This window comes from Methylobacterium sp. D54C (genome assembly GCF_053345595.1).
This window is the reverse complement of record NZ_JBKFAK010000050.1, coordinates 1-12,476: the sequence shown is the minus strand read 5'-3', so window position 1 is coordinate 12,476 and position 12,476 is coordinate 1. Positions and strand designations below refer to the sequence as shown.

Sequence of the window (12,476 nt, the reverse complement as noted above, 5' to 3'; positions counted from 1 at the left end):
CGAGCGCGGCCGTGTCCACGTCGGCGAGCTGGGGCAGCTTCTCCTGCAAGGCGGAGAGGATCTGGACGCGCTTGATTGAATCGATGCCGAGGCCTGCCTCCAGCTCCATATCGAGCGTCAGCATCTCTGCCGGATAGCCTGTTTTCTCGGCGACGACGGCGAGCAGCAGCGCGACCACGTCGACGTTCGCGGCGGCTGGAGCGGCGGCCGGCAGGTCCGTCATGCCGGCCAGCGCCACGATCGCGCCGAGCGTGTCGAGGGCGGCGAGCGCGGCCGTGTCCACGTCGGCGAGCTGGGGCAGCTTCTCCTGCAAGGCGGAGAGGATCTGGACGCGCTTGATTGAATCGATGCCGAGGCCTGCCTCCAGCTCCATATCGAGCGTCAGCATCTCGACCGGATAGCCCGTCTTTTCGGCCACTACCGTCAGCAACAGCTCGGTCGCATCGGCGGCAGTGGCCGAGGGCTTCGCCTCCTCGACGAGGGTGAGGTCGGGCGCCCTGGGCGCGGGCATCGTGGCGGCCGGCCGCGGAGGTGGCGCCGCCGGCACCGTCATCGGCATGACGGGAGGCGCGATGGCCGGCGCGGACGCTTCGACCGCCGGTGCGGGACCCGTGGCAAGCGTCTCCGTCGGGAGGGGCGCGGCTGTCCTGCCGGCGAGTTGCAGCATCGATGCTTCCGATGCCCGCAGGAAGGCCTGATGCGAATCGCTCAGCGCCTGGGTGAAAGCTTTCTGCGCCTCCAGCATGTTCGCCTGCATCGCCTGGAACGCGGTCCAGGCCGCATCCGGCGCCACAGGGGCAGGGGCTGATGGGGGCCGCGCCGACATCATTGTTTCCTTGTGGGCGTGAGCGGAAGCAGGCGCGACGGCGGTCGGCGGGGCTATCGGCTGCGCGGCCCTGGCGGGTGCGCGGCCGGCGGCGCCGTTCGCCGGTGGATAGGGCTTGCCGTAGTTGGTCCCGTTGAGCTTCACCGTGGCGGGGGAGCGGGTCGACTTGCCGGCATCGTCCTCGGGAACGGCGAAGTCACGCCACAGGGCGGCGAAGTTCAGCGCGATGCCATGCGCCCCGAGCTGACCGAGCGCGTTGAGGAACGCCGCCCGCCCATCCGCCTTGGCGCCGTCGATCGCGACGGCGAGGTGTGCCTGCGCACCGAGGCATTCGTCGACGAGGGCTCGCAGCGTCGCTCCCGGACCTACCTCGACGAAGGTACGGACACCGTCGACATAGAGGCGATCGACCATATCCGCGAACTGCACCGGCTTGGCGAGCTGGCCGGCCAGCGTCTCGCGGATCGCCTCGGGCCGATCCGGATAAGCCGCCGCCTGGCTGTTGCCGTAAACCGGCAGGGCAGGCGCGGCGAACGGGACGCCTTCGAGGAAGCGGGCGAACGGCGCCACCGATCCCGCGACCAGACTGGTGTGGAAAGCGGTGGCGACGGTCAAGCGGCGGCAGGCAAGCCCCGCCGCCTCGGCGACTGGCTGGAACGCCTCCACCGCAATGCTGCGGCCGCCAACCACCGTCTGGCTCGGACTGTTGCGGTTGGCGAGCGTCACGTCGGTGATGCGATGGCTGTCGAGCAGCGCCTGGACAGCCGCCGCCTCCGCTCGGACTGCAAGCATGGCACCGTCGCCCGCCGCCGCTTCCGCCATCAGTTCGCCGCGCCTGCGGGAGACCGCCAGCAGGTCGGCGAGGCTGCCGATCACGCCTGCGGCGTAGAGCGCCGTCACCTCGCCGTAGCTGTGCCCCGCGACCGCATCCGGCCGCAGCCCCAGCGTGTCGAGCAGCCGCAGCATCGAAGCGCTGGTCGCGCCGATCGCCGGCTGGGCCCACTCGGTCCGCACCAGCCTCGCCGCCTGGGCCTGCCGCTCCCACTCCTCGAACACGGGAATGGGATGGACGACATCGTGCAGCGCCGGTCCATCGCCCATCGGCAGGACGGCGGCCTCGTCCCAGATGGAGCGGGCGACGTCGAACTCGATCGCAAGATCGGCGCCCATGTCGAGATATTGGCTGCCCTGGCCCGGGAACAGGAAGGCGATCCTGCCCGTGCGCGGACCGATGCCGTAGTGAAGCCGGTTCGGCAGCGAGACGGCCACGCCCGGCGCCTTGCCGATCAGCCCGACCGCCGCCTCGATGTTGCCGCCGACCGTTGCCGCGTCCGCCCCGAGGATGGCGACGCGATGCGCGCGACCGGCATCGAAGGCGAGCTGGCTTTCGCGCGCAATCGTGGACACCGGACGATCGGCGAGCGCCTGCGCGGTGCCGGCCAAGTCTGCCAGCAAGGCCTCGGGCGTGTCCCCACCAAGGAGGACCAGGTGCGTCGTCATGGTGCTGACGCGCTTGCCTGCTGTGCCCCGATACTCCTCCAGCGCGACGTGGAAGTTGCTGCCCCCGAAGCCGAACGAACTCACCCCGGCGCGGCGCGGCGCACCGCTTGCCGGCGCGATCCAGGGGCGCGTGCGGGTGTTGAGATAGAAGGGACTGTTGGCAAGATCGAGCTTGCCGTTGGGGCGATCGACCTTGATCGTCGGCGGCAGCACCTTGTGGTGGAGCGCCATCACCGTCTTGAAGAGGGACGCGCTGCCCGCAGCCGCCTTGGTATGGCCGATCTGCGACTTGATTGATCCGAGCGCGCAGACCTGCCGGCCGGGCACCTCGGCGAAGGCGCGTTGCAGTCCGCCGAACTCCGCCAGGTCGCCTGCCGTCGTGGCGGTTCCGTGCGCTTCGATCAGTCCGACATCGGCCGGGCCGAAGTCGAGCCCCTCGTAGGCGCGGTGGATCGCGATCTCCTGGCCTTCGGACCGCGGTGCGTAGATGCTCTTGGCCCGGCCGTCCGAGGACGCTCCCACGCCGCGCAGCACGGCATAGATGCTGTCCCCGTCGCGTTCGGCGTCGACCAGCCGGCGCAGCGCGACCATGCCGATGCCTTCGCCGAGCATGGTGCCGTCGGCATCTTCGGCGAACGGGCGGCAGTCGCCCGTCGGCGACAATGCCGGCGTCTTGGAGAAGCACATGTACATGAAGACGTCGTTGAGCGCGTCCACGCCGCCGGTGATCACCAGGCTAGAATGACCGAGCCGCAGTTCCTGCACTGCCATCGCGACCGCGCCGAGGCTGCTGGCGCAGGCGGCGTCCACCACGCAGTTCATGCCGCCGAGATCGAGGCGGTTGGCGATCCGCCCCGCGACCACGTTGCCGAGCAGGCCGGGAAAGGTGCTTTCGTCCCAGGTCGGGTACGTCGCCTCGATCCGATCGCAGGCGGCCTGGAGCTGATCCTCGGGGAAGCCGGCGTTGCGCAGGCCTTCGACCCAATGGGGTCGCTGGATCCGCGCCGCCATCTGGCCGACCAGCTCGGTCGCCGATGCCACACCCAGGATCACGCTGATGTCACGCCTGTCGACCTTGCCGAACTGCACGCTGGCGGCGTCATCGAGCACCTTCTGGGCGACGATCAGCGCGAGGAGTTGCGCGGTGTCGGTGGTGGAGAGCTGGCGCGGCGGCAGCCCATGCTCGAGCGGGTCGAAGTCGACGGCAGGCAGAAATGCCCCGCGCTTGGCGTAGATCTTGCCCGGCTTGGCGGGATCGGAGTCGAAGTAATCCTCTACCAGCCAATGGTCGGCCGGCACGTCGGTCATGAAGTCGCGCCCGGCGACGATGTTCTGCCAGAAAGACTGCGCGCCAACCGATCCCGGGAAGAGAGCGCTCACGCCGACGACGGCGATGGCATCGGCAATCGATCGGGTCATCGGCTCAATCCAGTTCGAGCGGTTCGGGACGACAGGCGAGCGCATTGGCGGCAAGCGCGAGACCATGGCCGCGCAGTTGCACGGCGCGCGTGACATGAGCGGCGCCTTCCAGCAGGTTGAGAGCGATCTGCCGCACCTCGCGTGTTTCGGGGCGCTCCAGAAAGCTGCCGGCGGTCCATCGGTTGAACGCGCCCATCGCCGGTCCGCACCAGATCTGATAGTCGGCGCGCCGCTCGGTCTCGCCGACGATCGGCCAGCGGCTCGAATGGCCGACATACCAGCGGAAGATGAGCGCCATCCGATGCTTGGGTTCGCGCGCGGCACGCTCGATCTGGGCCGGCTCGCGGTCGGCGAAGAAGCGCCGGGTGCGGTTCCACACCTCGTCCAGCGGCATTCGAAAGACGGTCCGTTCGAGCCGTGCCCTCTCCTCGGGCGCGATCTCCTCGATCGAGCCGTGGCTGCGATAGAGCCGGTAGAGCTGGTTGCCGCGCACCGGCATCATCGTGCCGCGCGACAGTACCTGTACGTTGACGCCCATCTCGAACATGTCGGCGGACGCCGTCATCGCGAAATCGGCCGGTCCCGCCTCGGCCAGCATGGCCCGCGCGTCGGGGCTGATCCCGGACTCGATCGCGGCTTGGTGGACCGAGCCAACAACCACGAACGCCGCGCCGAGCGCATAGGCGGCGGCCACCGCCTCGGGCGTGCCGAGTCCGCCGGCCGCCCCGAGATGGATCGGTCGCGCATAACCGTACTGCGCCGTCAGCCTGTCGCGCAGCAGGGCGATCACGGGAAAGAGGCTGCCGAGCGGGCGATTGTCGGTGTGCCCCCCGGAATCGGATTCGACGATGATCTGCTCGGCGATCGGCACCCTGCGGGCGAGCGCTGCCTCCTCGACCGTCAGCCGTTTTTCGGCAACCAGCGACGCCAGCATCGGCTCCGGCGGCGGCGACATGAACAACTGCGCCACTTCCTCCCGCGAGATCTTGGCGAAGACGTGACGGCTCCGTGCCACACCACCGCCAAGCCCAGGGCGTAGTCCGGTGCAGGCGTAGCGGACGAGCGCTTTGCTGAGGCTCATGAATGCCGACGCCTCGATGCGGCGGACGTCGGCTGCGAGGTAGAGATCGACCAGCGTCTCCTCGAGCCCGTCTTCACTTGGCGAGTGGATCAGGTTGCAGCCCCAGGGCAGGCCGGCAGGGTCGAGCGCGGCGCGCATTCGTGCGATCGCCCCCTCCACTTCGCCAATCGCCATGCCGGCTGCGCCGTACATGCCGAGCGCCCCCAGCCTGCCAAGCGCGATCACCAGATCCGTGGAGGCGATTCCCCGCGCCATCGATCCGCCCATGTAGGCGAAGCGCAGTCCGTGTGCCTCGATAAAGGAGCGATCGCCGAGCCATTCGGGAAAGAGCGGAGCGAGCAGCCCAAAGAGCGGATAACCTGTTGCGTCTGCACCCGTATCGGCGAGGCTGCCGTGCCAGGCGAGGCCAATCTGCCGGGTAGCGGTGTTGAAGACGATGCCGGTCGATCGGCGCATGGAACGGGCGATAGTGCTGCTTTCAAGCGGCCCAAAGGAGAGATGACGGGGATCGCCGACCCATTGCCCCAACGAAGCCGGATCGCGAGGCGGAGCAGCGTCGGCGCCGCTCGCAGGGGCGTGAGTCGGACGGCGTGGCGACACCACCTCCTGATCGGACACCATCCACTCTTTCCCCCGCTTCCCGCAACCCGCTGAAAGGCGCGGCGATGCCCTATCGATCGCCCAACGGCTTGCCTTCAGCACCTTCCGTTCGTGCCCTCGGTCTCCGCCGTATCCGTTTTTGATTAGAATCCGCCTAACGCGCTCAGGGACTGTTAGCCCTTTGGCCATTCATGCGGCGAGGCAGAGGGCATAGTCCCAGGGCGCGGGCAAACGGAAGCGGGGTTTTGTTCGGGCGCGTCGGCGCGGTGATGTTGCCAAAGTCCGCTCGCGCCAGATCGCAGAGCGCACGGCGGCCAGGGTATCGGCGAAGGTCGGGCGGGGTTTGGGACACCAGGCGTCAGCTGCGACGCGTCGCCGTTGGCGAGCCGGGAGCCGTGCGGCCAGCAGCGTGACGATCGAGAACAGGGCGAGCAGGCAAGGCGTGGTGCGGGCGATCGCTGCGTCGAACTACCACCTCAACAACCTTCTGAAGCCTTTCGCCCGCACGGAGATCGCCTGCGACGGCGTCTTCTCGCCGCCGATCGATGCGTCCCCGCGGATCGCCTGAACATCGGCGGACGATTGCGTGGAAGCCGCTGTCATTCTTTTGAAGAACGACGCCAGTGGCGGCAATTATCGGATCGCGGGGCCGGAAAGCGTCACGGGTCCCGGGCTGGCCTCGCGGATCGGGCAGGAGCTCGGCCGCGCCGTCGCCTATCGGGGGCAGCAGGCCGCCGAGTTCGAGCGCGAGGTCGACGCTGCGATGGGAGCGGGCATGGGCGCGCGTGTCGCTTCGAAGTTCCGAACTCTTCGCGGAGCACCCGGCCGAGGCGGAGGCCATCCTCGGCCGGCCCTTCGTGCAGCAGCCCGGTCTCGAAAGCTTCCGCCCGATCGGCGTCGCCGAATGGGCGAAGTGGCATCGGGGGCACTTCGCCGCAGAGGACGAGGGGGCGGGATGATCGGCGCTGTCTTCAGGCCGGCGGGTCTCCATTCGAGAACAGGTGCTGGCCGAGAAAATCGACGAGAACGCGGACTTTCGGCGAGAGATGGCGGCTCGACGGCCAGATCAGGTTGAACTGGCCGGGCGCGTCGAGGTGATCGGACAGGACCGGTACGAGCGCGCCGGCGCGAACCGACTCGGCGGCAAGGAAGTCCGGCATGCATCCGATACCGAGCGAGCGCGTCACCGCCCCGCGTAGAGCCTCCATGTTGTTGCAGGTCATCACGTGGTGGATGCGCGGCTCAACCTCGCCCTCGGGGCGGCGCAGCGGCCAGTCCTGGAGCTTGCCGGAGTTCGGATAGCGGAAGGCGATGCCGCGATGGTCGCTGAGATCGCGCGGGCAGTGCGGCGTGCCATATCGTTCGAGGTAAGCCGGCGAGGCGAAGAGCAAGAGCTGGAAGGGCCGCAGCGCTCGCGCCACCAGCCGGCTGTCCGGCAACTGCCCGCTGCGGATGGCGACGTCGACGCCCTCCTCGATAAGATCCACGATCCGGTCGGAGAAATCGAGGTCGAGGCCAATCTCGGGATAAAGCGCCATGAAGTCGGGCAGCACCGGCACGAGGAAGTGGTAGGCGATGACGGGGCAGGAGACGCGGATGCGCCCGCGCGGCACCTCGCGCGTGCGCTGGAGGCTTTCGTGCGCGTCGTCGAGATCGTCGAGGATGCGCCGGCAGCGTTCGTGGAAGGCGCGGCCCTCCTCGGTGAGGCGGAGACTCCGGGTCGAGCGCTGGACGAGGCGCACGCCGAGCTGATTCTCCAGCTTCGTCACCGCCTTGCCGACGGCCGACGCCGACAGTCCGAGGACGCGCCCCGCCGCGACGAAGCTGCCGAGATCGGCGGTACGCACGAAAGCCGTGAGGCCGGTCAGGCGGTCCATTCGAGCGTTTTTTTCCGCTTTCATCGGAGTAGGCGCGGACTTATACCTCTATTCAAGCAGGAATAAACCGATCGGTATGGGATGGCGCACCATTCCCTTCCTCTTCGATCGGACGAACCCCATGCCCCATGCTTCCACCGCGCCCCTCGGGCATCACGCCCCGGCTCGCGCTTTTCGCCGTGTGCCTTGCCGCTGTCGCCATGCCGCTGACCTTCACAGGAACCGCCGTGGCACTGCCGGCCATCGCCCGGGCACTCGGCGGCTCGCCCGTCGCGATGGCCTGGGCCACCAACGCCTTCATGCTCGCCTTCGGGTCGGCCCTCATGGCCGCCGGTGCACTCGCCGATGCCTATGGAAGGCGTCGCGTCTTCTTGACTGGCGCACTCGCCTTCGCCCTGTTCTCGCTGGCGCTGGTCGTGGCGCCGAACATCCTCGTCTTTGATCTCCTGCGTGCGGGACAGGGTTTGGCGGCGGCCGCCGCCTATGCCGGTGGCGCTGCGGCACTGGCGCAGCTCTTCGACGGGCCGGCGCGGCTGCGCGCCTTCAGCCTCGTCGGCACGAGCTTCGGGGTCGGCCTGTCGCTCGGGCCGGTGGCGTCGGGAGCGATGATCGAGGCCTTCGGCTGGCGCTCGATCTTCCTGGCCGTCGTGGTCTTCACCACCCTCGGCTTCATCCTGGGGCGCCGTGCCTTGCAAGAAAGTTGCGATCCGGACTCGACCGGCGTCGACTGGCATGGCGCCCTCAGCTTCACCGCCATGCTCGCGTTCTTCACTACGGGCATGCTGCTCGTTCCCGGACGCGGCTGGGGCGACGGGCTGGTGCTCGCGCTTCTCGCGTCGTCCGCCCTTTGCCTCGGCGTCTTCATTCGGACGGAGACGCGAGTTCCGCGCCCGATGCTCGACCTGTCGCTGTTTCGCTTCCCGCGCTTCGTCGGCGTGCAACTGCTTGCCGCCGCCCCGGCCTACGGCTTCGTGGTCCTGCTCGTTCTCTTGCCCGTGCGCTTCGTCGGCATCGAGGGGATGAGCGAAGTGGCGGCCGGCGGGCTGATGGTCGCGATGTCGGCGCCCCTTCTCGTCCTGCCCGTCGTGGCGGGGACGCTAACGCGCCGGTTCCGGCCGGCGACGATCTGCGGTGCGGGGCTCCTCGCCTCGGCCGGCGGCCTCCTTTGGCTCGCGCTGACGCCGGTCGGCGCGCCGGCCCTCTCGACCGCCCTGCCGATGTTGGTGATCGGAATCGGGATCGGCCTGCCCTGGGGCCTGATGGACGGTCTCGCGGTCAGCGTCGTGCCGAAGGAGCGCGCCGGCATGGCGACCGGCATCTTCTCCACCGTGCGCGTCGCCGGCGAAGGCGTGGCTCTGGCCGTCGTCGGCGCCGTCCTCGCCATGCTGGTCGCGGGGCGGATCGAGGCGGCCGGCTTGTCCGACCGCGCGCAAGAGGTAGGGCAGCGCCTCGCCGGTGGCGATCTTGGCGGGGCGCTCGGTCTGCTGCCTGGCGCGGAACCCGCGCCGGTCGTCGCCCTCTACGGCGAGGCCTTCGGCTGGCTCCTCGTCCTCCTCGCCGCGATCACCGCCGCCACCGCCCTCGTCGTCTTCCTGTTCCTCGGCAAGGAAGAACTCCGACCTGACACGGGCTATGCGGAAGTGCAAAATGACGTCGCGGGAATGCATGACGTCGTAGCCTGCTGCACGACACATCCTTCGGTCTCAGTCCTGTCGCGTGCTTGGCGAGACGAGTTTCGAAGTCTTCGCGAGGTCGGCGCCAGGACGCATCCATGCCGCTAACGTGACCTGTAGGGTGGGGCGCTGTCGAGAAGCTGGCTCAGGTCGATCTCGCGCCGCTGCAGGCCGTGATCCAGCTTCCAGGCGGCAACGCTGCGCGGAACGCGAAATCGCGCCTGCAAGGAGTTGAGCAGCGCCACGACGCCCTCTTTTGATCGAGGTTGGCCGGCCGCGAACCATGCCTCCGCCGCTGCCGTCGACGGCAGCAGGAACTCGCCCGCGAAGGACTTGGCGCGGCGTTCAATGTCCGTCGACATCCTGCCGCCGAGGACGTCGACGGCGCCCAGAGCGTGTCCCTTGTCGAGCAGCCGATGGCAGAGCTCGTGCGCGAGCATCACCCGCGCCGGCGAGTTTTGGCGAATCGATCCGGTCGCCGTGGCGCGGACGCTGCCGAGATTGATCAGCACCGCAGGACCGAAGCGGCGACCCCAGATCGCGAGCGCGTCCAGAGTACGGGGCTCAACCTCGCGAGGGTAGAGAAGAACGGACAGCTTCTCCAGGATCTCGACGATGTCGATCGCCGCCGAGGCGGTGACGCCAAGAGCTTCGCGAACGAAGATCGCCGCCGCCTCGCCCTGTTCATGCGCGCAAGACGCGGCAAAACGGTCCGCGATGTAGGCCGATACAATGGAGCCGACTTCGTCGAGTTGCGGGCTGTCCCGTCGCTCGAACGTGCCGATCAGCGTCAGGATCTGGCGGATCTGTTCCGCCGGCAGGGCGCTCGCCATGCGGGCGGCGATCCAGGGCTCGTCGTCGTCGTTGGCAGCGGCTCGGACGCTTGCCGCCGGCGCCAGCAAGCCATCGCCCGCGAGCCGTTCCGCGGTGTCGCGATCGAGGCTGGTCGCCCACGCGAGAAGCCGGATCGGTTCGCCGCCATCCCGTGTGCGCCAACGCTCGGTGAGATCCGACCACCGCTCGCCGCCTCGATCGAGATGGCTGGCGATCTCGTCGCCCAGTCGCGACAGTTCGGCCCAGGCGGTCGCGAACGGCACTGTCCCTTGACCGGTCCCCCAGTCGACGATCATGCGCTCGCCGGAACGCAGCAGCCATAAAGGCGGCAGGCCGTAGACGCCGGCGAAGCAACGCGAGAGATCGTGAGCCTCCTCGAAGGCGCAGACGCGCTCGTCCTCCCGCTCCGCCACCTCCGCCGGACGACTCCCCCAGCGCCGTTCCGCTTCCGCGCGCAAAAGCGAGGGGCGCTCTGGTGCGACCGCGATCGGATAGGTCTGGCGCAGGGTGAGAGGCTTTCAGAACTCCGTCAGATGGGAGAGAACATCGTCGACCTGGATGTAGAGGGCGACCGCCGCGCCTTCGACGGGCCAAACGGGCTCGTCATCGACGTGGACCATGAAGTCTGCCGACGTGAAAGGCTCGGTGCCGGGCTCGCCGACCGGCAGCTCGACGCAAAAGCGCAAGCCGGCACTCATGCCGCGAGCTTCCCGCGGTATGGATAGCCATGATAGCTCATTCCCCCGTCGCTTGTCTGTGCCTCGTAGATCGCACCATCGTGGACGGCGTAGAGGCGTCTGGGGACTGCGAGTTCCCGATCGCCGTTGCCTGCCGCCACCGCTTCGTTCAGCAACCGGTCCCGATCGACGGCGGAAAGGTTCGAGGGACATTTCCCGATCCATTTCTTGGGATCATGATCGTCAAACTGGATGTGCGGCCAGGGATCGCGTCCGACATGCTTGAAGCGCCGCTCGCCCTTGTCGTAGTTCCGCCGGAGAGTAATGTCCGACGCCATGCACCGACCCTGGATTGCTGCCCCTTGGCAGCGCATACCGCTAACCCAATAATTCTACCAGAAAATCCGTCGTCCAAGTCGCCCGATTTCGCCCCGCGAGCGGCTCGGAGCATTCTTTCCGTTCGGCACCCAAGGCCCTCTACGGGACCAGCTTGCGGCGAATGTCCGCGAAGCAGGAGCATCATTGCAAATTGAAATCCCCGTGCCAAAGGTCCATCTTCATCGGAGGACCTTGGAGCGGAACGCGACGGCGATCGCATGGTACTTCGAGACGGCTCCGAGTTTCTCGCGGGCGGAAGCCAAATGTTTGCTGACCGTTGCCCGCGAGACGTTGGTAATCACGCCGATTTCCCAGTCGGTCTTTCCTTCTGCGGCCCACGAGAGGCATTCTCTTTCTCTAGGGCTCAACTCGCGTGGCGGGGTGGCCATGCCGCGTCGCATGAACGATAGCAGATGACCGGCGGCGAAATTCGTCGCAAAGGATAGGTTTGCTCGCGCCTCCGGATGAGGATCCATTTCGCTGCCGCCGAAGGAAAAGGCGAGCGAGACGTTGCCAAGAAACGTGACCGGGATGACGATGCCGTCCCGGAGGCCAAACGAGGCGGCTTCACCTGCGATCACCGCCGCATCGATCTGCGGCGGGCAGGTTGCATAGGCGTCCTGCCACGTGAAGGGAGCACATTCGCTCTGTAGGCGCCAAACGATCGGATCGCGTGAAACGTAGCCCTGCTCGACGTAGTGCGCGGTCCACTCGGACGGCTCGTGATCGTGGACGATGCTCGCGACAACCTCGGCGCGATTGAGTGGCTGGGCCGTCGACGGCACCCAGCCGGCAAAGAGGGAGCACAGCCCATGATGGGAAGCCATTTGCAGGAGGATCGACTTGATTTCGCCTGCATCTGCCGCGGTTTCGATGCGGCCGAGAACATCCCACGTTCGGTGAGACGGCTGCGCTTCGACTCCGGTGTTGAGTGAATTCGGTACATCTACGCGCTCCATATTCGCGATGCGATGCCTGTGAAACAAACGCGTCACCTGCCATGAAGGCCCCATCTCTCAACATAACGATTTTGATAGTGCGACCGAGTGCTTGCAATAATGTTATTCGACGATCAATGGATTCGGAAATTTGATTGATTAATGATTTTTCTCGCAAGCGATCTGCTTTTTATTAATAGTCTAGTAAAATGGACATTTGAAACACTTGAATATTCAATGGCTAAGGAGAGCGGGGCGTAAGGCTGGCCAATTAGGGTGGCGTGAAATGCCTCGCAGACGATCCTCATTCACCATTCCCGCTGCCAGCGTAAACTGGGCTAGGTTAGAAGGAGCGCCGAGCTTGCCGTCGGCCAGCGATATCTCAGCCCCTTGTCGGGACTCCCTATAGGAAAAAACTACCCGAGGCATGTAAAATTTGTCAACTTAAAGTCTGCCTCCGGATGTCGTGTAATATGAGATTGCGTGGGACCACCGGTCCGTCATTCGAATCCACGGGCTGGGCAAGCGCTTACGAACGACGACCTTAGCTCGACTTTGGCCATTTGCGGCGCATCGAGTGGGCGGAGGTGACGAAGCGGGCGTGACGGATAGGCTGTCGGCGTCCCCGCCAAGAGACACCGCCATGTTGCCCCTGCCCACCCGCTTCGCCGGG

Annotated in this window: 10 protein-coding genes; 3 read left to right on the top strand and 7 right to left on the bottom strand. The window is 67.1% G+C overall.

Features of this window, described 5'->3' with window-relative positions; all coding sequences use genetic code 11:
- Together ACLBYB_RS31650 and ACLBYB_RS31645 are read right to left on the bottom strand one after the other, a co-directional pair.
- Nucleotides 1–3,745: beta-ketoacyl synthase N-terminal-like domain-containing protein (locus ACLBYB_RS31650; RefSeq protein WP_447701222.1), on the bottom strand; the 3,745-nt coding region annotated here is incomplete at its 3' end.
- Between the two features lie 4 nt (nt 3,746–3,749).
- Entirely contained in the window at nt 3,750–5,447 is a 1,698-nt protein-coding gene (locus tag ACLBYB_RS31645) for a PfaD family polyunsaturated fatty acid/polyketide biosynthesis protein (RefSeq protein ID WP_447701221.1), read from the bottom strand.
- Nucleotides 5,448–5,835: 388 nt separating this feature from the next.
- Here ACLBYB_RS31645 and ACLBYB_RS31640 point away from each other — a divergent pair, with 388 nt between their 5' ends.
- Together ACLBYB_RS31640 and ACLBYB_RS31635 are read left to right on the top strand one after the other, a co-directional pair.
- Entirely contained in the window at nt 5,836–5,994 is a 159-nt protein-coding gene (locus tag ACLBYB_RS31640) for a hypothetical protein (protein ID WP_447701220.1), read from the top strand.
- 217 nt (nt 5,995–6,211) lie between these two features.
- Nucleotides 6,212–6,385 carry a hypothetical protein gene (locus tag ACLBYB_RS31635; RefSeq protein WP_447701219.1) on the top strand — a complete coding sequence of 58 codons (174 nt, stop codon included), beginning with the start codon at nt 6,212–6,214 and terminating at the stop codon, nt 6,383–6,385.
- Between the two features lie 12 nt (nt 6,386–6,397).
- On the opposite strand, the gene ACLBYB_RS31630 is transcribed toward ACLBYB_RS31635, so the two are convergent.
- Nucleotides 6,398–7,303: a LysR family transcriptional regulator gene (locus ACLBYB_RS31630; RefSeq protein WP_447701218.1), complete on the bottom strand. Its 906-nt coding sequence runs from the start codon at nt 7,301–7,303 to the stop codon at nt 6,398–6,400.
- A 128-nt stretch (nt 7,304–7,431) separates the two neighbouring features.
- On the opposite strand from ACLBYB_RS31630, the gene ACLBYB_RS31625 reads away from it, so the two are divergent.
- Nucleotides 7,432–9,084, top strand: a complete 1,653-nt coding sequence (locus tag ACLBYB_RS31625; RefSeq protein ID WP_447701217.1) for an MFS transporter — start codon at nt 7,432–7,434, stop codon at nt 9,082–9,084.
- On the opposite strand, the gene ACLBYB_RS31620 is transcribed toward ACLBYB_RS31625, so the two are convergent.
- From ACLBYB_RS31620 to ACLBYB_RS31605, 4 genes are all read right to left on the bottom strand, one after another.
- Nucleotides 9,081–10,223, bottom strand: coding sequence for an ImmA/IrrE family metallo-endopeptidase (locus ACLBYB_RS31620; RefSeq protein WP_447701216.1), 1,143 nt, complete (start codon nt 10,221–10,223; stop codon nt 9,081–9,083). The genes ACLBYB_RS31625 and ACLBYB_RS31620 overlap by 4 nt on opposite strands.
- 105 nt (nt 10,224–10,328) lie before the next feature.
- Nucleotides 10,329–10,508: a hypothetical protein gene (locus ACLBYB_RS31615; RefSeq protein ID WP_447701215.1), complete on the bottom strand. Its 180-nt coding sequence runs from the start codon at nt 10,506–10,508 to the stop codon at nt 10,329–10,331.
- Nucleotides 10,505–10,825, bottom strand: a complete 321-nt coding sequence (locus tag ACLBYB_RS31610; RefSeq protein WP_447701214.1) for a hypothetical protein — start codon at nt 10,823–10,825, stop codon at nt 10,505–10,507. The genes ACLBYB_RS31615 and ACLBYB_RS31610 overlap by 4 nt, the downstream gene beginning before the upstream one ends.
- A gap of 219 nt (nt 10,826–11,044) precedes the next feature.
- A complete protein-coding gene (locus ACLBYB_RS31605; RefSeq protein ID WP_447701213.1) occupies nt 11,045–11,851 on the bottom strand; it encodes a helix-turn-helix transcriptional regulator in 807 nt (268 codons plus the stop codon).
- Between the last annotated feature and the right edge of the window lie 625 nt (nt 11,852–12,476).

Excerpts from the sequence above, each read along its gene's own strand:
- ACLBYB_RS31645 (WP_447701221.1), bottom strand. The coding sequence starts at position 5,447 with ATGGTGTCCGATCAGGAGGTGGTGTCGCCACGCCGTCCGACTCACGCC.
- ACLBYB_RS31630 (WP_447701218.1), bottom strand. The coding sequence starts at position 7,303 with ATGGACCGCCTGACCGGCCTCACGGCTTTCGTGCGTACCGCCGATCTC.
- ACLBYB_RS31625 (WP_447701217.1), top strand. The coding sequence starts at position 7,432 with ATGCTTCCACCGCGCCCCTCGGGCATCACGCCCCGGCTCGCGCTTTTC.
- ACLBYB_RS31615 (WP_447701215.1), bottom strand. The coding sequence starts at position 10,508 with ATGAGTGCCGGCTTGCGCTTTTGCGTCGAGCTGCCGGTCGGCGAGCCC.
- ACLBYB_RS31610 (WP_447701214.1), bottom strand. The coding sequence starts at position 10,825 with ATGGCGTCGGACATTACTCTCCGGCGGAACTACGACAAGGGCGAGCGG.